Here is a 24,705-nt window from a genome sequence, read left to right on the forward strand (position 1 = left end):
TCAGGGTAATTCTACGACGGCGATATGGGAGGCAGGGGCGGGGGGATCAAGCCGCCTCGTCCAGTTCCTCCATCCAGTCGCGAATCCGCGCCTGCACTGCCGCATGGTCGGACCGCGCCTGCTGATAATCGGCGAAGGTCCGCTCGGTCGTGTCCTGGCGACAGCGTTCGGCCGCGGCATTTTCTGCGCGGCGACAGGCATGTTCGTCGACAAGGATCTGGATCACGCGCAGCAGGTCGGTTTCGGCGACCGCCGGATCGGTGTCGCGCAGCCAGAAACTGAACGCGAGATTCGTTTCCTTGTTGCGGCGCGCCATCTCCACCAATTGCCGGTCGGCGGCGATGGTGTCGGTCAACAGGCTTTCGGTCAGGTCGCTGCGATAGATCGCCAGATCGATCAAGTGGTTGCGCCACCGCTGCAACTGCGCGTTCTTGATCGGCAGTTGCGCGATCAGTTCGCAATGCCGTGTCAGCACGTCGACATGCTGCATCAACCCCATCAGCACCGCGCGCTGAAAGGCGAAGACCAGATCGACCTTCTGCACGTCCGCCGCCGCTGCCATGTCATTGGCGACGATGCGCAGGCGGCGGTCCTTCGCACCGAACAGCGCGAAGAACTGATCCTTGAAGGTACGGAAATATTCGCGGCGAATACCTTCATGCGTGATCGTGCCGGCCAGCCGCGCCAACTCATGCTCGAACGCGGCGCGCTCGTCCGGCCCGGCACCGGACGGCAGCGTGGCGAGTTCCAGCCGCCACAGGAAATCGGACAGCGATTCGCGCCGCGCCAACAGGTCCTCGAACGCCTGCGCGCCCTCCGCCCGGACCAGATCGTCGGGGTCCATGCCATCGGGAATGGTGACGATCGAAATGCTCTTGCCCGGTTGCAGCAGCGGCAGCGCGCGTTCGGCCGCGCGCCTGGCCGCCTTGATCCCCGCCGCATCGCCGTCGAAACACAGGATCGGGCAGTCGGCCATCCGCCACAGCCGTTCGAGCTGATGCTCGGTCAGCGCGGTGCCGAGCGGCGCCACGACCTCATCGAACCCGGCCTGCGCCAGCGCGATGACGTCCATATAGCCCTCGACCGCGATCACCCGCTTTGCCTTGCGCGCGGCGGCCTGTGCCCGGTCGATATTGTAGAGGGTCCGCCCCTTGTCGAAGAGCGGGGTTTCCGGCGAGTTCAGATATTTCGGCTCGCCATCGCCCAGAATACGTCCGCCGAACGCAATGGTCCGGCCGCGCGCATCGCGGATCGGGATCATCAGCCGGCCCCGGAACCGGTCGTACGGTTCCTTGCCCTCGACCGAGATCAGCATCCCCGATTCGACCAGCATCGGGTCGCCATAGGATGCCAGCGCCACCTTCAACCGGCCTCGCGCGTCGGGCGCATAGCCCATGCCGAAAGCGCGCGCCGTCTCTGGCTTGATCCCACGTTTCTCCAATGCGTCGCGGGCGATGCCGCCTTCGTCGCCCAGCCGGTCGGCAAACCATGTCTGCGCATCGGCCATCAGCTCGTGCAGGCCCTTGGCCCGCTCCGCAGCCCGTGCCGTGCGCGCATCCTGAGCCGGCATCTCCATGCCCGCCGCCGCGGCCAGCTCCTTCACCGCGTCGATGAAGGGCAGGCCGCGCTGGTCGGTCATCCAGCGGATGGCGTCGCCATGCGCGCCGCAGCCGAAGCAGTGGTAGAAGCCCTTGTCGTCGTTGACCCAGAAGCTCGGCGTCTTCTCGGTATGGAACGGGCAGCACGCCTTGAACTCGTTGCCCGAGCGCTGGAGCTTGACCGACTTCACGACCAGCGCCGACAGGGTCGTGCGGGTGCGCAACTCATCGAGGAACTGCGGCGAAAGAGTCATGCGTCCATATGCCCTGAACGGAACGGGTACGGCAACCGATTAACTGAGCGCGGCCTTCACCGCCGCGCTGGCCTTGCTCATATCCAGCTCGCTGCCGTGGCGCGATTTCAGCTCGGCCATGACGCGGCCCATGTCCTTCATGCCCGCAGCACCCAGATCTGCCTTGATCGCCTCGATCGCCGCCGCGGTCTGCGCATCGTCCATCTGGGCGGGCAGGAAGCGTTCGACGACCGTCACTTCGCGCGCCTCGGCGGCGGCCAGCTCGGGGCGGTTGCCCTTTTCGTACATCTCGATCGATTCGCGCCGCTGCTTCACCATTTTCTGCAGCACCTCGACGACCAGCGCGTCGTCGCTCTCGGGCGCCTTGCCGGTGCGCGCCTCGATGTCGCGGTTCTTGATCGCCGACTGGATCAGGCGGATCGTGCCGGTCGTCTCCTTGTCTCCACCCTTCATGGCGGTGACGAGCGCGTCCTTGATGGTGTCGCGAATCATGGCGGTTCCAGTATCGTTCATTCGGATAAGCGATCATCCTTAGCCGCAATCGCGATGCGATCACAGGATTGACGGGGGCCGGGGTTGGGACTAGCCGCCACCGCTTAGCGACATCATCAGATTTACCCAGGAGTGCCCGCCCATCATGGCCGACGCCAAGCCATTCGCCATGCCCGAAGGAGCCACCGGGGTTCTCGTCCTTGCCAATGGCGACGTGCTGTGGGGCCGTGGCTTCGGCGCCGAGGGCGCAGCGGTGGGCGAGGTGTGCTTCCACACCGCCATGACCGGCTATCAGGAGATCATGACCGACCCGTCCTTCGCCGGGCAGATCATCACCTTCACCTTTCCGCATATCGGCAATGTCGGCACCAACGTCGACGACGTAGAGGCTAACGACCCGCACGCGCTGGGCATGATCGTCCGCGAAGACGTGACTGCCCCGTCGAACTTCCGCTCGAACGAGCATCTCGATACGTGGATGGCGCGGCATAACCGCATCGGGCTGGCCGGCATCGATACCCGCGCGCTGACCCGCCGTATCCGGCAGGGCGGAGCGCCGAACGGGGTCATCGCCCATTCGGCGGCGGGCGAGTTCGACATTCCGGCGCTGCTGGCAAAGGCGCAGGCGTGGCCGGGGCTGGAGGGCATGGACCTAGCGAAGACCGTGTCGTGCGAGACGCATTACGGCTGGGCCGGCGGTGCGTGGCATCTGGGGAAGGGCTATGACGACAGCGCCGCGCCGCAAGACGGCGAAGATGTTGCGCAGAGTGGATCGCGCCCACATGTCGTCGCGATCGATTATGGCAGCAAGCGCAATATCTTCCGCAATCTTGTTCACGCGGGTGCCGAAGTCACTGTGCTGCCGGCAACCGCCACCTATGAAGAGGTCATGGCGGCGAACCCGGACGGCATCTTCCTGTCGAACGGTCCGGGCGATCCGGCGGCGACCGGTGAGTATGCCGTGCCGGTAATCCGGAAGCTGCTGGAAACCGGCAAGCCGCTGTTCGGTATCTGCCTGGGGCACCAACTGCTGGGGTTGGCGCTGGGCGCGACCACGACCAAGATGCATCAGGGTCATCGCGGCGCGAACCACCCGGTCAAGCGCCTGTCGGACGGTGCGGTCGAGATCACCAGCATGAACCACGGCTTCGCGGTCGAACGCGACAGCCTGCCGGCGAATGTCCGCGAGACGCATGTGTCGCTGTTTGACGGGTCCAACGCGGGGATCGAAACGGACGGTGGGCGTGCGTTCAGCGTGCAGTACCACCCCGAGGCATCGCCGGGGCCGCAGGACAGCTTTTATCTGTTCGAGCGGTTCGTCGGGATGATGAAGGCGTGATTAGCGGACGGGTACTTTCACTGCTTGTTGTAGGCGGTTTTGCACTGGGCAGTTGTTCTGCAAACATCGAAACTGCGGACTGTGCCACACGGTTTGCGGAGATCGGCCAGCGTTTTTCGGCCCTGACGTCGACGATCGACGCCAGTTACGTCTTCGATGCCGGCGATCGCGGCAAAAACCCGGAGTTCGTTAAGGCATCCGGTGCACTGGATGTCGTGGTGGGCGATGGTCGTCAAAGGATCGCTGATTTCGAGCGTCGCGACTTCCAGAAGCGCCCGACAATCCTGATGGCCGAGGGCAAGACCTTTGTTGGCGTCGGTGCTACCGCGAAAAGCTCGACCGTCGCGGTAAGGCAGGGATGCTCGCTCGAACCACGCTACGGCACACTTCGCACCATTCGACTGACAAGCGTGAACCCCACCATGAGCGCGAGCGCCACCGCAACCACCACTAGCACGAAGAATGAACGCTAATGCCAAAACGCACCGACATTTCGTCCATCCTCGTCATCGGCGCGGGGCCGATCGTCATCGGGCAGGCTTGCGAGTTCGATTATTCGGGCGTGCAGGCGATCAAGGCGTTGAAGGAGGAGGGCTATCGCATCGTCCTCGTCAACTCCAACCCCGCGACGATCATGACCGATCCGGACTTGGCCGATGCGACCTATGTCGAGCCGATCACGCCCGCGATCGTCGCCAAGATCATCGAGAAGGAGCGCCCGGATGCGGTGCTGCCGACGATGGGCGGGCAGACCGCGCTCAACACCGCGCTGGCGCTGGCCAATGACGGGACGCTCGAAAAGTTCGGCGTAACGATGATCGGTGCCGATGCCGAAGCGATCGACAAGGCCGAGGACCGCCAGAAGTTCAAGGTCGCGATGGACAAGATCGGCCTCGAATCCGCGCGCAGCCACATCGCGCACAGCGAGGCCGAGGCGCTTGCCGGGTTGGAGCATGTCGGGCTGCCCGCGATCATCCGTCCGTCGTTCACGCTGGGCGGCACCGGTGGCGGCGTCGCGTACAACCGCGACGAATTCCTCAAGATTGTCCGCGAAGGGCTGGACGCATCGCCGACCACCGAGGTGCTGATCGAGGAATCGCTGCTCGGCTGGAAGGAATATGAGATGGAAGTCGTCCGCGATCGTGCGGACAATGCCATCATCGTGTGTTCGATCGAGAATATCGATCCGATGGGCGTCCACACCGGGGACTCGATCACCGTCGCGCCGGCGCTGACGCTGACCGACAAGGAATACCAGATCATGCGTAACGCATCGATCGCGGTCCTGCGGGAAATCGGTGTCGAAACAGGCGGTTCGAACGTACAGTTCGCGGTCAATCCGAAGGACGGCCGCCTGATCGTCATCGAGATGAACCCGCGCGTGTCGCGCTCGTCGGCGCTGGCGTCGAAGGCGACTGGCTTCCCGATCGCGAAGGTCGCCGCCAAGCTGGCGGTGGGCTATACCCTTGACGAGATCACCAACGACATCACCGGTGCCACCCCGGCGTCGTTCGAACCGACCATCGATTACGTCGTCACCAAGATTCCGCGCTTCGCCTTCGAGAAGTTCAAGGGATCGCAGGCGGTGCTGTCGACCGCGATGAAGTCGGTCGGCGAAGTGATGGCGATCGGCCGCAACATCCATGAATCGCTGCAGAAAGCGCTGCGCGGTTTGGAAACCGGCCTGTCGGGCTTCAACAATGTCGACCGGCTGGCCGGTGCGCCGCGCGCGGAGATCGAGGCAGCGCTGGCTGTCGCCACGCCCGACCGGCTGCTGGTCGCGGCTCAGGCGCTGCGCGAGGGCTTCAGCGTCGCCGAAGTGCACGCCATCGCCAAGTACGATCCGTGGTTCCTCGAACGCATGGCTGAAATCGTCGCGGCAGAAACCGAAGTTTGCACGAACGGTCTGCCGCAGGACGCGGCGGGGATGCGCCGCCTGAAGTCCATGGGCTTTTCAGACAAACGCCTCGCCTGGCTGGCGCTGCAATCGGCGAACCTCCGCGGCATGGAACGCGGCATCCAGCGCGGATCGGGCCTGATCCACGAGGTCGTCAAGATGATGACCGGCGGCGTGACCGAGGACGAGGTGCGCGCGCATCGCCACAAGCTGGGCGTGCGGCCGGTGTTCAAGCGCATCGACACCTGCGCCGCCGAGTTCGAAGCGAAGACGCCGTACATGTATTCGACCTACGAAGCGCCGACCTTCGGCGAGCCGGAGGACGAAAGCGCCCCGTCGGATCGCAGGAAGATCGTGATCCTGGGCGGTGGTCCCAACCGGATCGGGCAGGGGATCGAGTTCGACTATTGCTGCTGCCATGCCTGCTTCGCGCTGAGCGATGCCGGGTATGAAACCATCATGGTCAACTGCAACCCGGAGACGGTCAGCACCGATTACGACACGTCGGACCGGCTGTACTTCGAACCGCTGACCGCCGAGGACGTGCTGGAAATCCTGCATGTCGAACAGCAGAAAGGCGAGCTGGTCGGGGTGATCGTGCAGTTCGGCGGACAGACGCCGCTGAACCTCGCCCGAGCATTGGAAGCCGCCGGTATCCCCATCCTCGGCACCACGCCGGACTCGATCGATCTGGCCGAGGATCGCGAGCGCTTCGCTGATCTGGTCACGTCGCTGGGGCTGTTGCAGCCGGCCAATGGTCTGGCGCGCAGCCGCGACGAGGCGGCGGTGATCGCCGAGCGGATCGGCTATCCGGTGCTGATGCGCCCCAGCTATGTGCTGGGCGGCCGGGCGATGGAGATCGTCGATTCGCTCCAGCAGCTCGACGATTACATCCAGACAGCGGTGCAGGTATCGGGCGACAGTCCGGTCCTGATCGACCAGTATCTGCGCGATGCGATCGAGGTCGATGTCGACGCGATCGCCGATGGCGACGATGTGGTCGTCGCTGGCGTATTGCAGCATATCGAGGAAGCCGGCGTCCATTCGGGCGACAGCGCCTGTTCGATGCCGCCCTATTCGCTGTCGGCGGAAGTCATCGCCGAGATCGAACGGCAGACGGTGGCGCTGGCCAAGGCGCTGAACGTCAAGGGCCTCATGAACATCCAGTTCGCGGTCAAGGACGGCAACGTCTACCTGATCGAGGTCAATCCGCGCGCCAGCCGCACCGTGCCCTTCGTCGCCAAGGCGATCGGCACCCCGGTCGCGAAGATCGCGGCACGGGTGATGGCGGGCGAGAAGCTGGCGAACCTGCCGGTGATCGACCGCGACATCAGCCATGTCGCGGTCAAGGAAGCGGTGTTCCCCTGGGGCCGTTTCCCCGGCGTCGATCCGGTGCTGTCGCCTGAAATGAAATCGACCGGCGAAGTCATGGGGATCGACAGCGATTTCGCCACCGCCTTTGCCAAGGCGCAGATGGGCGCAAGCATCGTCCTGCCCAAGAGCGGCACGGTGTTCGTGTCGGTCAAGCATGGCGACAAGCCGGTGATCCTGCCGGGCGTACGCCTGCTCGTCGAACTGGGCTTCAGGATCGTCGCGACCAGCGGCACCGCCGACTATCTCGCCGAACATGGCGTGCCGGTCGAACGGGTGAACAAGGTTGCGCAGGGGCGTCCGCACATCGTCGACAAGATTTTCGACGGCGATATCGCGATGATCTTCAACACGACCGAAGGGTGGCAGTCGCTGAAGGATTCGGAATCGATCCGCGCATCGGCCCAGTCGCAGAAGGTGCCGTATTTCACCACGGCTCCGGCCAGCGTCGCGGTGGCACAGGCCATTCAGGCGCTGGGCGCCCGGTCCCTTGAAGTGCGGCCGCTCCAGTCCTATTATTCGCAATCGCACAACTGATCCCCATCAGCGAAAAGTTGCGCGCGGACGGGCCGTGACAGGTCCGTCCGTGTGGCGGGGGCAATGACAGAAAAAGGGACGCGCGCGCGATGGCGACGGTCGAAAAGATGCCGATGTTGCAGGAGGGCTATGACCGCCTGACGGTACACCTTAAGCAGCTGAAGGTAGAGCGACCGCTGGTCATCGACGCGATCGAGGAAGCGCGCGCGCACGGCGACCTGTCTGAAAACGCCGAATATCACGCGGCGAAGGAACGGCAGGGCCAGATCGAGGCGTCGATCGCCGATATCGAGGACAAGCTGTCCCGCGCGCAGGTCATCGATCCGAAGGAACTGTCGGGCGACAAGGTCGTGTTCGGCGCGACCGTGACGATGCTCGACGAGGACGACAAGACGGTCGTCTACCAGATCGTCGGCCAGACCGAGGCGGACGCGAAGTCGGGTCGTATCTCGTACAATTCGCCGATGGGCCGCGCGTTGATCGGGCGCAAGGTCGATGACGATGTCGAGGTGACGGTGCCGTCGGGCGACCGATATTACCAGATTTCGAAGATCGAGTTCATCTAGACCGTCATGTTCGAACGGCGTCCGTCACCGGCGATCTTGGCGATCGGCGGGCTGATCGCGCTGGTCAGCGCGTTCCTGATCCTGACCGGTCGAGTCGACTGGGCGGCGATTGTCGGCGGGTTCGTGCCCGTGCGTGCCGAACTGGACCTGTCGACACAGTCGGGGCTACCGACGCTGGTACCGTTCTGGCTGACCCCGCTGACGGCGGCGTTCATCCATGATGGATGGCTGCACCTTGGCTTCAACCTATTGTCGCTGCTGATCGTGGGTACGCCGACCCAACGCGCAGTCGGGCTGCGCGGAGTGGCCGTGTTGCTTGTCGTCGGTGCCTATCTGGCGGCGGGCGCACAATGGCTGGTCGATCCGGCATCCCCGGTGGCGATGGTCGGGGCGAGCGGCGCGATTTCGGCGTTGATCGGGGCCTATGCGCTGTTGTTCGGCGGGGCGAAGGCCAAGCCGATCGGGCCGGTTCCGGCGCACGTCGTTCATGCGGTTTGGCTGGGCGTGTTCTGGACGGCGATGAACCTGTTCATCGGCTGGTCGAGCGCGGGCAGCGGGATGCCAATCGCAGGTGCTGCCCATGTCGGCGGGTTTGTCGCCGGAATGGTGTTGCTGCGGCCGCTGTTGCTGTGGCGATGGGGTTCGCAGACAAGCGGGGCGGGCAGCGAGCCAGGAAGCTGACCCGTTTGTGCTGAGTAGGGGCTGAGCCTGTCGAAGACCCGTATCGAAGCATTCGCCACGAACGGTCCTTCGATACGCCATTTCGACAGGCTCAATGGCTACTCAGGACGAACGGATGTGTCCTGATCTGATCGAAACCGTTACGCCGCCGGCAGTTCCGGTTCGAGCAGGCGGTGGAGGTGCACCACTACATATTTCATCTCGGCATCGTCGACGGTCCGCTGCGCCGCAGCGCGCCATGCCTTTTCGGCGCTGGCATAGTCGCCGAAGACGCCGACGACGTCGATCGCCTTCAGGTCGGCGAAGTCAAGCGTGCGCGGATCGGAGACGCGGCCGCCGAAGACGAGGTGCAGTTTGCTCATGGTCGTTCCCGCAGTGCAAAAAAGAATACGCCCCGTCGCATAGCGGACGGAGCGTACCCTTCAACCCATAACTTGCGTGCAGTAGAGCGGATCAGCCCTTGATCGCGCTTTTCCCGCTGTCGGTCGCAGCCTGCACGACATTCGAGAAGACCGAACGCAGCTGTTCCTTCGCGCCGTCCTTGCTGGGCAGCGCGGCGGTGAGCTGTTCCTTGCCGACATCGCGGGCGGTCGCGGCAGCGGCGGTGGCGGCAGCCGACAGTTTCCGGCCGAGCGGCGCGAGCGTCTTGGTTTCTTGGGCAGTGCGCGGCAGCAGCGCACCGACTACGGCACCGAGGGCCAGGCCGCCGGCCAGAACGGCGAGCGGATGGGTTTCGATCGTGTCCTGCGCGCGAACGGCCGCGTCGTGCGCGGCGTCGGACGCGCGTTTCGCCGCGTCATGGGCGGCGTCGCTGGTCGCATGGGCGGCGGTTGCCGCCTTGTCCTTGATCGTATCGATCGTGCCAGGGGTGGTTGCGGTCGGGGCGGTCTTGAGTTCGCTCATGATGCTATTCCTTGTTCGGGGCGGTCGGGGGCAGGGGCGGGGGTGGCTTGCGGAACAGACGGGCGATCCGCTTGCGGGCGAGGAGCGCAACGATGCCAGTGGCGATACCGGCGGCGATGCCAGGCCGTTCGCGCATGACGGCGACGCCTTCTTCCGCCTTGTCACGCAGGTCGTCGGCGACGCCCGACGCGATGGTGGCAGGAGACAGGCGATGCCTGGCCTCGGCGAGACTCGCCTTCAGCCGGGCACGCTTCACGAGGACATCCGCTTGTGCGGCGGCGAGCGAGGGAGGGATCAATGCCGCTCTCCCAGCGGGGCCATGACCCGTTTGAAGCCGGTCAATGCCATCTTTCCGAGAAGGCCCGCGATCGCAAGCGCCACGACGACGACCAGCAACGTGGCCCAGCCCGGACCCATGACCGGCCGCAGCGACAGGATCGCACCGACCAGCAGCGCCGTCACCGCCGACAGGGCGATGACGATCGCACCCACCGCGAGGCCCGCCGCGATGCCGGCCTGTGATCCGCGCGTGCTCGCCACCGTCTTCCACAATGTCATCTCCGCCTGGGCATATGCCTTGGCATCGTCGACGACGCGCGAAACGACCGTTCCCAGTCCCTCATCCCCCATGGTCGGGATCAGCCCTTGGCCGACGGAGTGGTGTCCGTATCGACCCCGGCCTTCACGATGCGCGCCAGTACGAAGCCGAGCGCGGCGGCGGTGCCGATGGCGATTGCCGGACTCTTGCGCACGAAATCGCCGGCATCGGCAAGCAGGTCCTCGACCTCCTTGCCGCGCAGGCCGTCCGAAAAGCCCGAAATCGCCTTGGCGGCCGAACGGGCATATTGGCCATATTGTTCGCCGAGCTTTTCGTCGACGGTGCCGGCGGCGTCTTCCATCAGTTTCGAAAATTCATCGAGTGCACCGGTTGCCCGCGCCTTGCCCTCGTCGGCTAGGCCGCGTGCCTTTTCGGTCGCCTTGGCCGACAGCTTCGATGCTTCGTCCTTCAGCGTCTGCTTGGCGCCGCCGATGGTGTCAGTGCTGCCGGTGTCGGTAACGGGCGGCAGGTCGGTGTCGAGCACGACGCTGCTGCTGTCATTGGTCGTCGGCGAGATACCGGTCCGATTGAAGTCGGTCATAACGAATCCTTTCGTCGTTTCGGTAGGAAAACCATGTGGCAGTGCGGCGGTTCCGTGCTGCGCAGAGGATTTGCGGGTAGCGGGCCGAATGGATAGAGGGACCGCGACCACGCCGCTTCGCGCGACAATAGAAGGAGTCGTTACGTGACCGCAATCATCCAGGTGCATGGCCGCCAGATCCTCGACAGCCGCGGCAACCCGACCGTCGAGGTTGATGTACTGCTGGAGGACGGCAGCTTCGGCCGTGCCGCGGTTCCGTCAGGCGCGTCGACCGGCGCGCACGAAGCCGTCGAAAAGCGCGATGGCGACAAGTCGGTCTATTTGGGCAAGGGCGTGCTGGCCGCGGTCGAAGCGGTGAACGGCGACATCGCCGAAGCCGTGTTAGGCATGGACGCCGAGGACCAGGGCGACATCGACGAGGTGATGATCCAGCTCGACGGGACCGAGAACAAGGGCCGTCTGGGCGCGAACGCGATCCTGGGCGTCAGCTTGGCGGTCGCCAAGGCGGCGGCGGATGCACGTGGCCTGCCGTTGTATCGCTATGTCGGCGGGGTTTCGGCGCATCTGCTGCCGGTGCCGATGATGAACATCATCAACGGCGGCGAACATGCCGACAACCCGATCGATTTTCAGGAATTCATGGTGATGCCGGTCGGTGCCGACAGCATCGCCGAAGCGGTCCGGTGCGGGTCGGAAATCTTCCACACGCTGAAGAAGGGCCTGTCGGAAAAGGGCCTGTCGACCTCGGTTGGTGACGAAGGCGGCTTCGCCCCCGCGCTAAACAGCACGATCGACGCGCTCGACTTCATCATGCAGAGCATCGAGCGCGCGGGCTACAAGCCGGGCGAGGACGTGATGCTGGCGCTCGACTGCGCCGCGACTGAATTCTTCAAGAACGGCCGGTACGAAATGGTCGGCGAAGGCAAGTCGCTGTCGCCGCACGAAATGGCCGATTATCTGGCCGACCTCGCCGCGCGCTATCCGATCCTGTCGATCGAGGACGGCATGGGCGAGGACGATTTCGAGGGCTGGAAGGCGTTGACCGACAAGATCGGCGACAAGGTGCAGCTGGTCGGCGACGACCTGTTCGTCACCAACCCGAAGCGGCTGGCGATGGGTCTGGAGCAGGGCCTTGCCAACTCGCTGCTGGTGAAGGTCAACCAGATCGGTACGCTGAGCGAGACGCTGGAAGCGGTGCACTTGGCGCAGCGCAACCGCTATACCGCGGTCATGTCGCACCGTTCAGGCGAAACCGAGGATTCGACGATCGCCGATCTCGCAGTCGCCACCAACTGCGGCCAGATCAAGACCGGCTCGCTCGCGCGGTCGGACCGGCTCGCCAAGTACAACCAGCTGATCCGTATCGAGGAAGAGCTGGCCGGCGCGGCGCGCTATGCCGGGCGTTCGATCCTGCGCTGATCGCTATCGTTGCGATTGGAAGGGGGCGTCGGTGTGAACCGGCGCCCTTTCGCATGGGCCGCCGCGACTCGTCTTAATCGGTGTCGCCCGGGTCCCAGAAAAGCGCGAGCGTAACCATCGCCGCTATCGCCGCATGTCGCTCCGCTGCTGATCGGGGCAGAACGAGCCGCCGCGTGCCGAGGCCATTGGTTTCGATCGCCCCGACCACGCGCCCATCGCGATCGGAAAGGACGTACCCGATCGGCGCCGCGAGCGGCTGGCGGCTGCCGGTCATGGCGTGGCGCGAGGTCACCGTCAGTTCAGTGCCTTGCACGTCGATTACGCCCAGTCGTGGTTCGGCCGGCGTCGGCCCGGTCGGCAGGATGCCGGACAGGTCCATGCCGCCCGCGTCTTGTCCGTCGATGCGATAGGCGCAGGCAAGGCGTAACGGGCGGACCGGTTCGCTGATCGACAGCGGGCCGATATGCTGCCGTCCCTCTACCCGTCCATAACGGCAGCGCCCCTCGATCCGGCCGCCGGCGTCGGTGCCCGACAGGTCGAAGCTCAGGGTGCCGGTGCGTTCGACCACCGCCTTAGTTACCTGGACCCAGGGATCGTCATTCCATTCCCGGGTCGCGCCGACCGCGCGGCGACGAACATGACCCTGCGCGCCGCCGAGCCGGAAGGCACCGTCCTGCCAGCCGGGAATGCCGGTCATGTCGACCCGCTCCCCCGCAGGAGCGATCGCGTCGAATCCGTCCATCGTCGCAACCGTACAGCCGCCGAGCAACAGCATCGCTGCCGCAACTCCCACCCGCATCGTAATCTCCCAGTTATTTCCGTGTGTGTTGCTCGGCGAGCCGAGTTGGCTGCCGGCTGAACGACGAATGGTTAACCGGTTCGTAGCGATGAGGACGATAGGGCGAACGGGTGAAACTTCTACCGAATGATCGCGACCGTCTGGCTTCGCAACCGCCCCGCCGGTATTGGCGTAGCGTGGTTGGTGCGGCGTTGATCGGGGCCGCCGTCGCGCTCGCGATCTTCGGCGTGTTTCGGGGGCTCGCCATCGCCAGCCTGCGTATCGACCGCGATGCGCTGGCGCGGCCGGTCGCTGCTGCGTTTGCCAGTGGCGCGCTCGATGTCGAGGCAAGCTGGATGCATGGCAATACCGAGATCGGATCGCACCAGTACAACGATTGCCTGATCCTGTTTCAAGCGATGGACGACCGCGCGCCCGCCCGGTTGCGCGCCATCAGCCCGTTGTCGGTGCCGGTCGATACCAACAATAGCTGCGCCGCCTTGCACGGCTTCGCCTCGGGGCAGGTGCAGCCGCCGACGCGCTTCTATCATCAATATCTTCATGCCCACACGACATTGGCGCGCTGGCTGGTACCGCAGCTGGGCGTTGCTGGACTGCGCGGGCTGTACAAGCTGCTGGCGACCCTGCTCCTGCTGGCGGGGATCGGCTATGCGCTGATGGGTTTGGCGCGAGGGCGAAGGGCGCACGAAGCGGGTGCATGGCTGGCGATCGTCGTCGTGTTCGCGCGATGGTTCGGGCTGGAATCGTTCGGGCAGTCGCTGGGGCATGGGCCGGCGGACCTGGTGGTGCTGGCGTTCCTGTTGTTCCTGGCGCGCGGGTCGGCCGAGCGGCCACTCGGTGAGGGGGCGGTGGTCATCGCCGCGGCCGCGTTTGGGGCGCTCACCATGCAGTTCGAATTCCTGACGGGCGGGCTGCCGCTTGGTTTGGCCGTCGTGCTCGGTGCGGTTCCGCTGGCGCTGTCGGTCGACGTGGGGAACGGCCGGACCTTGCTGCGCGCTGTGATCGCCTTTTCCATCGCGGCGGGGGCGACGATGATCGCGAAGCTGCTGCTGGTCGCCATTATGTTTCCAGCGGGAGCGCTGGCGACGATCGAGCATCAATTGCTGTTTCGGGTCGGGCTGGAACAGGCGGCGCGGCGCGATACGGCGGTCGGGGGTTATGAGTTCGTCACCCACCTCTGGGCCGGGCTGGAGGGGATGGCATCGGGGATGCACATTCTGGTGCTCGGGTCGCTGGCGATCGCGCTGGTCGCGGGCGGATGGGGCTACCGGCGGTTGCGGGTGTCAGCAGATGCGGGGGAGCGGTTTCGGGCGACGGCGCTGGCGGCATCGCTGCTGGTCCCGCCACTGTGGCTGGTGCTGTTCTGGCAGCATAGTGCCGAACATGCGTGGTTCATGGACCGCATCCTGACATGGGACATCGCTGGCGGCATGGCATTGTTCGCGCTGGCCCTGCGGCAACCGGCTTCAGAATAGCCGCCCGCCGTCGGGCACCCGCTCATCCGGTGCGAACAGCACCACCGCGCCGTCGGCGTCGGGAAAGCCCAGCGTCAGCACTTCGGACACGAACTTGCCGATCTGGCGCGGTGGGAAATTGACCACCGCCGCGACTTGCCGCCCGACCAGCGCCGCGCAGTCATAATGTTCGGTGATCTGCGCGCTCGATCGCTTCTGGCCGATCACCGGGCCGAAATCGATCAGCAGCTTGATCGCGGGCTTGCGCGCCTCGGGATAGGGTTCGGCGGACAGGACAGTGCCGACGCGGATGTCGATCTTCAGAAAGGTGTCGAAATCGGTCGCCTCGGTCCGCTGCGCAGGGTCGTGGAGAAGGTGCATATCGGCTCCGGTAGCATCACAGACGGCTTGCGTGGAAACCGGCTATACACGACATACGCGCGATGCCGCGTTCGTCTCCCCTTCGCCAGATGCTCAAGCGCGCCGGATGGCCGGCGCTGGTGATCCTCGTCATGGGATTTTTCGCCTATCACGCGGTGCTGGGGCCGAACGGGGTGCTGGCGTATCGCGATTATCAGCGCAAGCTGACGATGCGAAAGGCGCAATATGCGTGTCTGGAAAAAGTGCGCGCCGACCTGCGCAACCGGGTCGAACTGCTCGATCCGCGCCACGCCGATCCCGACATGGTCGACGAACTGGTCCGGCGAAAGCTGAACGTCGCGCATCCGGACGAATTCATCGTGCCGATTACCGGCGAGGCGGCGGCGCGGTCACGGTGTGGAATCCGGCTGGACGACTGATTTCCGCAGCGTAAGCCGCTGCGCCTCGGTTGCGCGGGCAAGGAAATCACGCCATAGGCGGCGCTCCTAACCCAATCCTTTCAGGAACGAGGCATCCGAACCGTGGCAAAAGCACCGGCGCAAGGCCGCACCAGCGAACCCGTCATTCCCAATCGCGAACGGCCGGGGGAGCCAAAGCGGTACGAGGCGTCGAAAGAAGAGCTGCTTTCCTTCTACAAGGAAATGCTGCTGATCCGCCGTTTCGAAGAGAAGGCGGGGCAGTTGTATGGCCTCGGCCTAATCGGTGGCTTCTGCCACCTGTATATCGGTCAGGAAGCGGTCGCGGTCGGGCTGCAGTCGGCACTGGAATCCGGCAAGGATTCGGTCATCACCGGCTATCGTGACCATGGTCACATGCTGGCCTACGGCATCGATCCCAAGGTCATCATGGCTGAGTTGACCGGGCGCGAAGCAGGCATCAGCCGCGGCAAGGGCGGGTCGATGCACATGTTCTCGACCGAGCATAAATTCTATGGCGGGCACGGCATCGTTGGTGCGCAGGTGTCGCTGGGCGCGGGTCTCGCGTTCGGGCACAAATATGCGAACGACGGCGGCGTCTGCATGACCTATTTCGGCGACGGTGCCGCGAACCAGGGCCAGGTCTACGAATCGTTCAACATGGCCGAGTTGTGGAAGCTCCCGATCATCTTCGTGATCGAGAACAACCAGTACGCCATGGGCACCAGCGTCAATCGCGCCTCGGCCGAGGATCAGCTGTACAAGCGCGGCGAGAGCTTCCGCATTCCGGGCATCCAGGTCGACGGCATGGACGTGCTGGCGTGCCGCGGCGCGGCCGAGGAAGCGCTGGCATGGGTACGCGCGGGCAAGGGGCCGATCATCCTCGAGATGAAGACCTATCGCTATCGCGGCCATTCGATGTCCGATCCGGCCAAGTATCGCAGCCGCGACGAAGTGCAGGCGATGCGCGACAATTCGGACCCGATCGAGGGGCTGAAGCGTGAGCTGAACGCCGTCGGCGTGCAGGAAGACGAGCTGAAGGCGATCGAGGCCGAAATCCGCAAGGTGGTGAACGCCGCCGCCGACTTTGCCGAGAGCGCGCCGGAACCGGACGCCAAGGAACTGTACACCGACGTACTGGTGGAGAGCTACTAAGATGCCGATCGAACTGAAGATGCCGGCGCTGTCGCCCACGATGGAAGAAGGCACGCTGGCCAAGTGGCTCGTCAAGGAAGGCGACACGGTCAAGTCGGGCGACATCATGGCCGAGATCGAAACCGACAAGGCGACGATGGAATTCGAGGCGGTGGACGAGGGCACGATCGCCCAGATCCTGGTCGCCGAGGGCACCGATAACGTGAAGGTCGGCGCGGTCATCGCGATCATCGCCGCCGAGGGCGAGGATGTCGACGCCGCCAGGTCGGCACCGCCGACCGAAGCGCGCGCCGGCGAGGCCGCCGCTGCCGAGCCGAAGGCCGAGACGAAGAACGACGACAAGGCACCGCCCGCCCCCGAAGGCACGGCACCGCAGCATGCCGAAACCGGCGCGCGCCAGTTGTTCGATGCCGCCGATCAGGAGGGTGAAGCGGACCCGGAGATCCCGGCCGGCACCGAAATGGTCAAGACCACGGTCCGCGACGCGCTGCGCGACGCGATGGCCGAGGAAATGCGGGCCGACGACCGCGTGTTCGTGATGGGCGAGGAAGTCGCCGAATATCAGGGCGCTTACAAGGTGACGCAGGGGCTGCTGGCCGAATTCGGCGACCGTCGCGTCATCGACACGCCGATCACCGAATATGGCTTTGCCGGCATCGGCACCGGCGCGGCGATGGGTGGCCTGCGCCCGGTCATCGAGTTCATGACGTTCAACTTCGCCATGCAGGCGATCGACCACATCATCAATTCGGCCGCCAAGACCAACTACATGTCGGGTGGCCAGATGCGCTGCCCGATCGTGTTCCGTGGTCCCAATGGTGCGGCGAGCCGCGTGGGTGCACAGCACTCGCAGAACTATGGCCCGTGGTATGCCTCGGTCCCCGGCCTGATCGTGATCGCGCCGTATGACGCGGCCGATGCCAAGGGCCTGTTGAAGGCGGCGATCCGCTCGACCGATCCGGTCGTCTTCCTCGAAAACGAACTGATGTACGGCCGGTCGTTCGACGTGCCCAAGCTCGATGATTTCGTCCTGCCGATCGGCAAGGCGCGGATCATGAAGCCGGGCAAGGACGTGACCATCGTCAGCTATTCGATCGGCGTCGGCCTCGCGCTCGAAGCCGCCGAAAAGCTGGCCGGCGAGGGCATCGACGCGGAGGTCATCGACCTGCGCACGCTGCGCCCGCTCGACACCAAGACGGTGTTGAAGTCGCTCAAGAAGACCAACCGCCTGGTCGTGGTCGAGGAAGGTTGGCCGACCTGCTCGATCGCGTCGGAAATCGCGGCGGTGGTCATGGAGCAGGGCTTCGACGACCTCGACGCGCCGGTGCTGCGCGTCACCAACGAGGACGTGCCGCTGCCCTATGCCGCGAACCTCGAAAAGCTGGCGCTCATCACCAGCGACAAGGTCGTCGCGGCGGTGAAGAAGGTCACCTACAAGTAAGGCCGGTGCGCTGCGGATCGGGACATCCGATCCGCAGCGGCCGCTCTATTCGGTGTAGCGGTCGCAGGTCATGCGGTCCTGCACCACCGGCGCGGGATTGACGATCCCGGTCGTCAATTCCCGGTTGTCGCGCACGATGAACGACGCCGTCTGCTGTAATTTGCGCTGCCCCAGAAAATAGCGCGAGATTAGCGGCTGATAGTCGTAATTGATTTCGACGAAGATCACCGCCGAATTGTCGGGCGCGACGACCTTGGTCCCCCCGGCACCCATTCCGGTAAACCCGCTGCCCGACGTTCCGCCATCGCCTTCGCGGCCGAAGGTCGAATCGTAACCGGGGCCGGATTTCACGCCGACGCAGCGCTGCCAGTGGATCCACTGTGCGCCATTCTTCTTCTCCAGGCTGGAGATGGTGACGCGGCCGTTGGCGGTGAGCGACAGGTTCTTCGCCTGTTGGCGCAGCCCCTCGATCACCTCGTTGATGTCGGCTTCGCGCAGCTGTTGCGTCGCCATGGTGGTGTCGACGCCGACGCGCGAAATATTGTCGGCGAGCGCCAAGGTCGACTGGCTGAGACGCAGCTGCGAAATGCCGAAGTTGCATAATTCGACCGCATACAACCCGATCGGCAGCACGACCGGCAGCGCCAATGCGAATTCCAGCATCGCCACCCCTCGCCGATCCCGCCACAAACGACGAAGGCGGCTGATGTTGGGCAGGGCCGGGACGCGAGAAGTCAGTTGCATATCGTCTCCGGCGCATCGACGCTTTGCGAGCCATAGGGCTGGTTCTTCAGCGCGGTCGTGGAAGAGATTTCCTGGGTCGGCGACATGCCCATCAGACCCGCCAGCGGGAACAGCCGGGGATAGGTGACGCGCATCGTATAGACGGTGACGTCGTTCGCGCCGCCCTGTCCTTCGTTGCCGGGGTCGGTGTCCCATCGCTTGTTGCCGTTGATGTCGGAAAAACATTCGCCGGGGTCGTAGCGGTTGTTGTGGTTGGCGTCGTCGAAGGTTTCGGGCGCGATGCTGGCGAAGCCGCGATAGAATTTGCGACTACTCTGCCACGTCAGGTTGTTGGCGACCGGTCGCATCTGGGAAATGACCGAGGCGTCCATCCTAGCGAGCGTGTCGTTGCCACTATTGCCCTCCAGCGTGCCGCGGCGTGCTGCCTGCTGCACCGCGCCGGTCAGGATCGCCTGCGCATAGGATCGGTAGCACAGGTCGAACAGCCCCATCAGCAACAGCAGCATCACCGGCGCGATCAGCGCGAATTCGACGAGCGTCGCGCCGCGTCGGTCGTCGATGACGCGACGGATCATTTCGATACCCGCAGCTTGGCGATCTGCGCGGCGATGTTGCTGAACGCGGTGTTGAGCTGGGCGGTGTTCGCCGCCTGATATGCACGGCCCCCGGCGGCGCATTGCTCGAGCATCGGGCTGAGCGTCGTGCCGAAGGCGATGACCCAGACGGTGATGTTCTTACGGCGCGCGACGTCGCACAGGGCAGACAGGCGGTTGGCGACGATGTCGTTCTGCTGCGTGTCGGTCGGCATCCCGTTCGTCCGGCGCTGGTCGAGCGCGGGCAGGCCATAGGCATCGTAGATCTGGCGGCTGGTATCGGTCTGACCGTCGGTCATGAAGATCAGGTGGCGCGAAATCTGGCTGCCGTTCGGCGCGGCCGTATTCTCGCTGGCGAACAGGCCGGTCGGCGACAGGAGGCGCAGGCCCCAAAGAAAGCCAATATCGTGATACGTGCCACCGCCGACGGTCAGGCCGTTGACGTAGCTTACCAGATTGCCCTTGTTGATAACCTGCAGTTTCTGCGCAGGGCTGGGGCAATAGGCGAGGCGGTTGCCGTTGACATTATAGTCGCCGATATTCTGGTAGTTCGAACTCGTCTTTACCGTCTGCGTCTGCCAGTTGTTGATCGCGTGCCGCGCGTAGACCACGTACGGCAGCCAGACCTTCCACTGTGTCGCCGGGTCGGATGTCGGGATCATGTCGACGTCGAGGTCATACGCCGCCGCAGGGATCGTGGGATAGGTGTCCTGCTTGACCGTCTGCCGCTCTTCGATGCACGCGGATGCGGCGTTCCATGAAATGTTACGGAACGCATGGTTATCGCCGACCTGAAGGCTGATCGTACCGCCGCTGACCGTCGATCCGGTGCCCTTCAACGTCCGTACGTCATATTCGACCGGGCGATACTGCCAGTTGTACGTCGTCTTGGAAGTCGTCGTGGTCTTACCCTTGTTCGGGTTCGGCTTGTAATAGTCGGTGCGGGTCTGGACGACATTGTCCCACCAGTTTTCGTAGACGGTGCAGACACCGTTCGAAATGCTTGCCGAGTAGGTACTGCCGTTCGCGCGTACCGTGCTGTACTGGGTATATTCGTTGTTGGGCGCGGACTGCCACGGATCGCTTTTCCATTGTTCCGCGTAGGTGTTGGCCGGCGCCACGCAGTTTTCGTTCGATCCCCGCCAGTTGCGCTGGCCCGAGGTCCCGCTCTGTCGTGTCCAGCCACTCCATTTATACCAGACATAGTCGGCATTGTCGGTCGTCGTGGAATTCGACGTGGTCGTGCCATCGGGAATGCGCGACTGATAGGTCCATTTGTCGGCGACCCATTCGGGCTTCAGCAGCATCCCGACATTGACGTTGGACGAATACGGGACCGCGCCATAACGGACCTGCGTCCCCGTCTTCTTGGCGGATTCCACCGTGTCGTAGAAATTAATGACGGCCTTGCGCAGCCCGGTGATCTTGTTCGCACTGTCCCCCGGATTGGTGTCGGCCATCGACCCGGTGGTGTCGAGCACGAACATGACGTCCAGATTGGGGATTTCGAGCTTGGCTTCGCACGCGACCGAGATGGTCACCGGCGCGAAGCCGGCCATCCGCATCAACGTCATCGGCACCGTTGCGTTGGCGGTTCCCGCCACCTGGTTCTCGACCGTCCGTACGGGAACGAAGGATGGCGACTCCGATCCCATCATCCCGGCCTTGAAATTGTTCGCGAAGAACGCCTGCGCCTGCTGCTGCGCATTCGTGTTGAAATCGGTGCCGTCCATGAACTTGCGGCCCGCCAGCACGCCCGCGTCGCACGCCTGTTGCAGCCGCACCTTCACGTAATAGACGCGGGCGGTGTCGATCGCGGACCCGGCAATGCCGACCAGCGGGATCAGCGCGACCGCCATCATCGCCAGCGTATTGCCGCGCCGGTCGCGTGCCAGCCGGCTGAGGATGCCCCCGGCCTTTGCCTTATGCTGCTCGCCCGCCGATCCGATCATGCCCGCCCAGTCCATCTGCCCTGGCGCAGGAGTCGCACCCTGCGCATATCACAGGCTTTCATGCCTGAACGGGGTTGACGGATGTTTAAGACGCAGGCTGATCGCCGCGATGCACCATGATCCCGAACGCGCCCTTGCGCTTGCCTACGCCCCTGATAACGGCCGTCGTGCCGCGCTGTCCGCGCTGCTGGCGCTCGATACGGCATTGGGGGACGTCGTGCGATCGACCACCCAGCCGGCATTGGGGCAGATCCGGCTGGCATGGTGGCGCGAGCAACTGGCGAAGCTGGACGGCGCAGCGCCACCGGCGATGCCGGTGCTAGAAGCACTCTATGCCGATGTCCTGCCGCTGGGAGTGGGCGGTACCGACCTATCGGGGATCGTCGACGGCTGGGATGTGCTGATCGAAGAGGAGACCCTTGATGATGCCGCGTTGCAACGTTTCGCCGAGGAGCGTGGCGGGCGTCTGTTCGCGTTGGCAGCGGCGATTCTAGGTGGTGATGCAGCGGTGGCGCGGCGGTTGGGGCAGGGCTGGGCGTTGTTCGACCTCGCCCGGCATCAAAGTGAACCCGCAACCGCCGCACGGGCGGATGCGCTGGCGCAAACGGCATTGACCGGATCGCTGGCCGGGGTCGCCCGGTCGCTCGGGATGCTGGCGCTGTCGGCCCGGCTGGAACTGGCGGGTGTGCCGCAGGGCGGGCCGAAGCGTGCGGCGAGGCTGATGTGGTTCGGACTTGCCGGGCGATGACGGTTCGCGTGTAACGGGTCGAAATCGGGGGGCGGGCGATGTGGCGATTCTTGGCAGGGGTTGGGTCGGCGCTGGCGCTGGTCGCGGCGGGGCTGTTCCTGTTTCGCAGCAATGCCGCGACCGAGAAGCTGCCCCCGCCGCCGGCCATGGCTGCCGCCATGCCCGAAGCGGATGCGGCATTGCCCGACGACTCTCCCGCCGCGACGGCGCGCACGCGCGAGCAGAAGCGGTTCGACCGCTATGACAAGGATCGCGATGGCCGCATCACCCGCGACGAGTATCTGGCGTCGCGGCGCAAGGCCTATACGAAGCTCGACACCAATGGCGACGGGCGGCTGAGCTTCGACGAATGGGCGGCGAAGACTGCGACCAAGTTCACGACGGCCGACAAGGGGCGCGACGGCGCGCTCGACTCCGCCGAGTTCGCGACGACCGCGGTGAAGCGCAAGCCGAAGCGGCGGGTGGAATGTCCGCCGGCGACCACCACCGCCGACGATAGTTGACGTTCACGTCAACGTAAACTAGCTTCGACGGCATGGCAGCTTCCACCGCCCTCGCCGTCGAATCGCCCGAAGCCGACCGCTTCTCGATCACCGATCTGTGCAACGAATTCGGCGTCACCGCGCGGGCGTTGCGTTTCTACGAGGATGAAGGGCTGATCGCGCCGGAGCGGCGTGGCCTTTCCCGCATTTATTCGCAGCGCGACCGCGCCCGGCTGGCGTGGATTTTGCGCGGCAAACGCGTCGGGTTCAGCCTCGCCGACATCCGCGAGATGATCGACCTGTACGACATCGGCGATGGTCGGGTCGTGCAGCGGCAGGTCACGGTGCAGAAGTGCCGCGACCGGATCGCGCTGCTCGAAAACCAGCGCCGCGACATCGACGCCGCGATCGCCGAACTGGGCGAATTCGTCGCGACGATCGAGGCGCTACCCCATCAGAATGCCCCACAAGAGGGCGCTTCCCCGGAGAAGGATTGACCCCATGCCGAGCTATACCCCGCCCGTCCGCGATACCCGCTTCATTCTCGATCATGTGCTGAAGATCGGCGATCATGCCGCGCTGCCCGGTTTCGCCAATGCGACGCCCGACACGGTCGAGGCAGTGCTGGAAGAGGGCGGCCGCTTCGTTGCCGAAGTGCTGTTCCCGCTGAACGCATCGGGCGACCAGCAGGGCTGCACCCGCCATGCCGATGGCAGCGTGACGACGCCGGACGGGTTCAAGGACGCCTATCGCCAGTTCGTCGAATCGGGCTGGGGCACGTTGTCGGCGCCCGAGCAGTTCGGCGGACAGGCGATGCCGCATGTCGTGGCGACCGCGTTCGAGGAATATCTGATCTCGGCCAACATGGCGTTCGCCATGTATCCGGGGCTGACCCATGGCGCGATCGCCGCGCTGCTGGTGAAGGGCAGCCCGGAACAGCAGGCGATGTACGTGCCGAAAATGGTGTCGGGCGAATGGGGCGGCACCATGAACCTGACCGAGCCGCAATGCGGCACCGATCTGGGCCTCATCAAGACCCGAGCGGTGCCGAACGACGACGGATCGTGGGCGATCACGGGGACCAAGATCTTCATCTCGTCGGGCGAGCATGACCTGACCGACAACATCATCCACCTCGTCCTCGCCAAAACGCCGGGCGCGCCGGAAAGCTCGAAGGGGATTTCGTTGTTCGTGGTCCCGAAGTTCCTGGTGAACGACGACGGATCGCTGGGCGACCGTAACCCGGTGACCTGCGGGTCGATCGAACACAAGATGGGCATTCATGCCAATTCGACCTGCGTCATGAACTATGACGGGGCAAAGGGCTGGTTGGTCGGCGAGGAAATGAAGGGCCTCGCCGCCATGTTCATCATGATGAACGCCGCGCGGCTGGGCGTCGGGTTGCAGGGGCTAGGCGTGGCGGAGACCGCGTACCAGAACGCGGTGATCTACGCCGGCGACCGGCGGCAGGGGCGGGCGCTGACCGGTCCGGCCCAGCCGCAGGAAAAGGCGGACACGCTGTTCGTTCATCCCGATGTCCGCCGGATGCTGATGGAGGGCAAGGCGCTGACGGAGGGCTTGCGTGCGCTGTGCCTGTGGGGGGCGTTGCAGGTCGACCTGGCGCATATGAGCGAGGATACGGCGGCGCGCGAGCTGGCCGACGATCTGGTCGGGCTGCTGACCCCGGTCATCAAGGGCTATGGCACCGACAAGGGCTATGACGTCGCGACCAACGCGCAGCAGGTCTATGGCGGGCACGGCTACATCGCCGAATGGGGCATGGAGCAATATGTCCGTGATGCCCGAATCGCGATGATCTATGAAGGCACCAACGGCGTGCAGGCGATGGACCTGGTCGGGCGCAAGCTGGCGCAGAATGGCGGTCGGGCGATCCAGCATTTCTTCCGCATCGTCGGCGAAGAGATCGCCGTCGCCAAGAATGCCGATGCGACCCGCGATTTTGCCGAGCGGCTGGAGCGGGGCCTCAAGGACCTGCAGGCGGCGACGATGTGGTTCATGGCCAACGGGATGCAGAACCCGAACCATGTCGGGGCCGGCGCGCATTCCTATATGCACATCATGGGCGTCGTCGCGACCGGCCTGATGTGGCTGCGGATGCTGACGGCGGCCGAGGCGCTGGCGGCATCGGGCGAGGGCGATCCGGCGTTCATCGAGGGCAAACGGGTGACCGCGCGCTTCTATGCCGAGCGCATCATCCCCGAGACCGGCGCATTGCGGCGCAAGATCGAGGGCGGGGCGGATGCGGTCATGGCGCTCGATCCGGCGCTGTTCGCGCGGGGGTAAGGCGGCATCACTAAAACCGTCATCCCGGCGAAGGCCGGGA

General features: G+C 64.8%; 26 protein-coding genes. 14 read left to right on the forward strand and 12 right to left on the reverse strand.

The annotated features are described in order from the left end of the window. Positions 1 to 46: 46 nt before the first annotated feature. On the reverse strand, positions 47 to 1,852 hold the full coding sequence (gene dnaG, locus ASE83_RS03910) for a DNA primase (protein ID WP_055783980.1): 1,806 nt from the start codon (positions 1,850 to 1,852) through the stop codon (positions 47 to 49). Positions 1,853 to 1,891: 39 nt separating this feature from the next. Further along, the gene (locus ASE83_RS03915; RefSeq protein WP_055784487.1) at positions 1,892 to 2,344 is read right to left on the reverse strand and encodes a GatB/YqeY domain-containing protein; all 453 of its coding nucleotides are present in this window, start codon (positions 2,342 to 2,344) and stop codon (positions 1,892 to 1,894) included. 145 nt (positions 2,345 to 2,489) lie between these two features. Here ASE83_RS03915 and carA point away from each other — a divergent pair, with 145 nt between their 5' ends. The 5 genes from carA (at position 2,490) to ASE83_RS03940 (ending at position 8,735) form a co-directional block, all read left to right on the forward strand. After that, positions 2,490 to 3,683 carry a glutamine-hydrolyzing carbamoyl-phosphate synthase small subunit gene (gene carA, locus ASE83_RS03920; RefSeq protein WP_055783982.1) on the forward strand — a complete coding sequence of 398 codons (1,194 nt, stop codon included), beginning with the start codon at positions 2,490 to 2,492 and terminating at the stop codon, positions 3,681 to 3,683. Then, positions 3,680 to 4,156: a hypothetical protein gene (locus ASE83_RS03925; RefSeq protein WP_055783984.1), complete on the forward strand. Its 477-nt coding sequence runs from the start codon at positions 3,680 to 3,682 to the stop codon at positions 4,154 to 4,156. The genes carA and ASE83_RS03925 overlap by 4 nt, the downstream gene beginning before the upstream one ends. Continuing rightward, positions 4,156 to 7,488 (forward strand): carbamoyl-phosphate synthase large subunit, encoded by a 3,333-nt coding sequence (gene carB, locus ASE83_RS03930; RefSeq protein WP_055783986.1) that lies wholly within the window; start codon positions 4,156 to 4,158, stop codon positions 7,486 to 7,488. Before ASE83_RS03925 ends, carB begins: the two co-directional genes overlap by 1 nt. 89 nt (positions 7,489 to 7,577) lie before the next feature. Next, on the forward strand, positions 7,578 to 8,054 hold the full coding sequence (greA, locus tag ASE83_RS03935) for a transcription elongation factor GreA (RefSeq protein WP_055783989.1): 477 nt from the start codon (positions 7,578 to 7,580) through the stop codon (positions 8,052 to 8,054). Positions 8,055 to 8,060: 6 nt separating this feature from the next. Beyond that, positions 8,061 to 8,735, forward strand: coding sequence for a rhomboid family intramembrane serine protease (locus ASE83_RS03940; RefSeq protein WP_055783990.1), 675 nt, complete (start codon positions 8,061 to 8,063; stop codon positions 8,733 to 8,735). Positions 8,736 to 8,875: 140 nt separating this feature from the next. Here ASE83_RS03940 and ASE83_RS03945 read toward each other — a convergent pair whose 3' ends face one another. From ASE83_RS03945 to ASE83_RS03965, 5 genes are all read right to left on the reverse strand, one after another. Then, positions 8,876 to 9,097, reverse strand: a complete 222-nt coding sequence (locus tag ASE83_RS03945) for a DUF4170 domain-containing protein (RefSeq protein ID WP_055783992.1) — start codon at positions 9,095 to 9,097, stop codon at positions 8,876 to 8,878. Between the two features lie 91 nt (positions 9,098 to 9,188). After that, positions 9,189 to 9,638: a DUF883 family protein gene (locus ASE83_RS03950; protein WP_055783994.1), complete on the reverse strand. Its 450-nt coding sequence runs from the start codon at positions 9,636 to 9,638 to the stop codon at positions 9,189 to 9,191. A 4-nt stretch (positions 9,639 to 9,642) separates the two neighbouring features. Beyond that, on the reverse strand, positions 9,643 to 9,936 hold the full coding sequence (locus ASE83_RS03955) for a hypothetical protein (RefSeq protein ID WP_156352621.1): 294 nt from the start codon (positions 9,934 to 9,936) through the stop codon (positions 9,643 to 9,645). Next, on the reverse strand, positions 9,933 to 10,268 hold the full coding sequence (locus tag ASE83_RS03960; RefSeq protein ID WP_055783998.1) for a phage holin family protein: 336 nt from the start codon (positions 10,266 to 10,268) through the stop codon (positions 9,933 to 9,935). Before ASE83_RS03960 ends, ASE83_RS03955 begins: the two co-directional genes overlap by 4 nt. A gap of 8 nt (positions 10,269 to 10,276) precedes the next feature. Next, positions 10,277 to 10,777, reverse strand: coding sequence for a hypothetical protein (locus tag ASE83_RS03965; protein WP_156352623.1), 501 nt, complete (start codon positions 10,775 to 10,777; stop codon positions 10,277 to 10,279). A 144-nt stretch (positions 10,778 to 10,921) separates the two neighbouring features. Here ASE83_RS03965 and eno point away from each other — a divergent pair, with 144 nt between their 5' ends. Next, a complete protein-coding gene (gene eno / locus ASE83_RS03970) occupies positions 10,922 to 12,196 on the forward strand; it encodes a phosphopyruvate hydratase (RefSeq protein ID WP_055784001.1) in 1,275 nt (424 codons plus the stop codon). A 73-nt stretch (positions 12,197 to 12,269) separates the two neighbouring features. On the opposite strand, the gene ASE83_RS03975 is transcribed toward eno, so the two are convergent. Beyond that, positions 12,270 to 12,995, reverse strand: a complete 726-nt coding sequence (locus tag ASE83_RS03975) for a hypothetical protein (protein ID WP_156352625.1) — start codon at positions 12,993 to 12,995, stop codon at positions 12,270 to 12,272. Positions 12,996 to 13,186: 191 nt separating this feature from the next. Between ASE83_RS03975 and ASE83_RS03980 the strand changes: the two genes are divergently transcribed. Next, on the forward strand, positions 13,187 to 14,470 hold the full coding sequence (locus ASE83_RS03980) for a hypothetical protein (RefSeq protein ID WP_055784005.1): 1,284 nt from the start codon (positions 13,187 to 13,189) through the stop codon (positions 14,468 to 14,470). Here ASE83_RS03980 and ASE83_RS03985 read toward each other — a convergent pair. Further along, the gene (locus tag ASE83_RS03985) at positions 14,462 to 14,830 is read right to left on the reverse strand and encodes a tRNA-binding protein (protein WP_055784007.1); all 369 of its coding nucleotides are present in this window, start codon (positions 14,828 to 14,830) and stop codon (positions 14,462 to 14,464) included. The two genes, ASE83_RS03980 and ASE83_RS03985, sit on opposite strands and share 9 nt — an antisense overlap. A 62-nt stretch (positions 14,831 to 14,892) precedes the next feature. Between ASE83_RS03985 and ASE83_RS03990 the strand changes: the two genes are divergently transcribed. The 3 genes from ASE83_RS03990 (at position 14,893) to ASE83_RS04000 (ending at position 17,842) form a co-directional block, all read left to right on the forward strand. Then, positions 14,893 to 15,249, forward strand: coding sequence for an FtsB family cell division protein (locus ASE83_RS03990; RefSeq protein ID WP_055784009.1), 357 nt, complete (start codon positions 14,893 to 14,895; stop codon positions 15,247 to 15,249). Between the two features lie 102 nt (positions 15,250 to 15,351). Further along, a complete protein-coding gene (gene pdhA, locus ASE83_RS03995; RefSeq protein ID WP_055784011.1) occupies positions 15,352 to 16,401 on the forward strand; it encodes a pyruvate dehydrogenase (acetyl-transferring) E1 component subunit alpha in 1,050 nt (349 codons plus the stop codon). A gap of 1 nt (position 16,402) precedes the next feature. After that, a complete protein-coding gene (locus ASE83_RS04000; protein WP_055784013.1) occupies positions 16,403 to 17,842 on the forward strand; it encodes a pyruvate dehydrogenase complex E1 component subunit beta in 1,440 nt (479 codons plus the stop codon). A 45-nt stretch (positions 17,843 to 17,887) separates the two neighbouring features. Here ASE83_RS04000 and ASE83_RS04005 read toward each other — a convergent pair whose 3' ends face one another. From ASE83_RS04005 to ASE83_RS04015, 3 genes are all read right to left on the reverse strand, one after another. Beyond that, positions 17,888 to 18,505: a hypothetical protein gene (locus ASE83_RS04005; protein ID WP_055784014.1), complete on the reverse strand. Its 618-nt coding sequence runs from the start codon at positions 18,503 to 18,505 to the stop codon at positions 17,888 to 17,890. A 71-nt stretch (positions 18,506 to 18,576) separates the two neighbouring features. Then, positions 18,577 to 19,161, reverse strand: a complete 585-nt coding sequence (locus ASE83_RS04010) for a TadE/TadG family type IV pilus assembly protein (RefSeq protein WP_055784017.1) — start codon at positions 19,159 to 19,161, stop codon at positions 18,577 to 18,579. Beyond that, positions 19,158 to 21,131 carry a TadE/TadG family type IV pilus assembly protein gene (locus ASE83_RS04015; protein ID WP_162236583.1) on the reverse strand — a complete coding sequence of 658 codons (1,974 nt, stop codon included), beginning with the start codon at positions 21,129 to 21,131 and terminating at the stop codon, positions 19,158 to 19,160. Before ASE83_RS04015 ends, ASE83_RS04010 begins: the two co-directional genes overlap by 4 nt. Before the next feature lie 109 nt (positions 21,132 to 21,240). Here ASE83_RS04015 and ASE83_RS04020 point away from each other — a divergent pair, with 109 nt between their 5' ends. Genes ASE83_RS04020 through ASE83_RS04035 form a run of 4 tightly spaced genes read left to right on the forward strand, consistent with a single transcriptional unit; the run spans position 21,241 to position 24,665 of the window. Beyond that, positions 21,241 to 21,879 carry a squalene/phytoene synthase family protein gene (locus ASE83_RS04020; protein WP_055784021.1) on the forward strand — a complete coding sequence of 213 codons (639 nt, stop codon included), beginning with the start codon at positions 21,241 to 21,243 and terminating at the stop codon, positions 21,877 to 21,879. Between the two features lie 38 nt (positions 21,880 to 21,917). Next, on the forward strand, positions 21,918 to 22,382 hold the full coding sequence (locus tag ASE83_RS04025; protein ID WP_055784023.1) for an EF-hand domain-containing protein: 465 nt from the start codon (positions 21,918 to 21,920) through the stop codon (positions 22,380 to 22,382). Between the two features lie 32 nt (positions 22,383 to 22,414). Continuing rightward, positions 22,415 to 22,858, forward strand: a complete 444-nt coding sequence (locus ASE83_RS04030; RefSeq protein WP_055784025.1) for a MerR family transcriptional regulator — start codon at positions 22,415 to 22,417, stop codon at positions 22,856 to 22,858. A 4-nt stretch (positions 22,859 to 22,862) separates the two neighbouring features. Continuing rightward, complete coding sequence (locus tag ASE83_RS04035) at positions 22,863 to 24,665, forward strand: acyl-CoA dehydrogenase C-terminal domain-containing protein (RefSeq protein ID WP_055784027.1); 1,803 nt, start codon at positions 22,863 to 22,865, stop codon at positions 24,663 to 24,665. Positions 24,666 to 24,705 lie beyond the last annotated feature (40 nt).

The organism is Sphingomonas sp. Leaf32 (assembly GCF_001421765.1).
Classification (GTDB): Bacteria; Pseudomonadota; Alphaproteobacteria; order Sphingomonadales; family Sphingomonadaceae; genus Sphingomonas.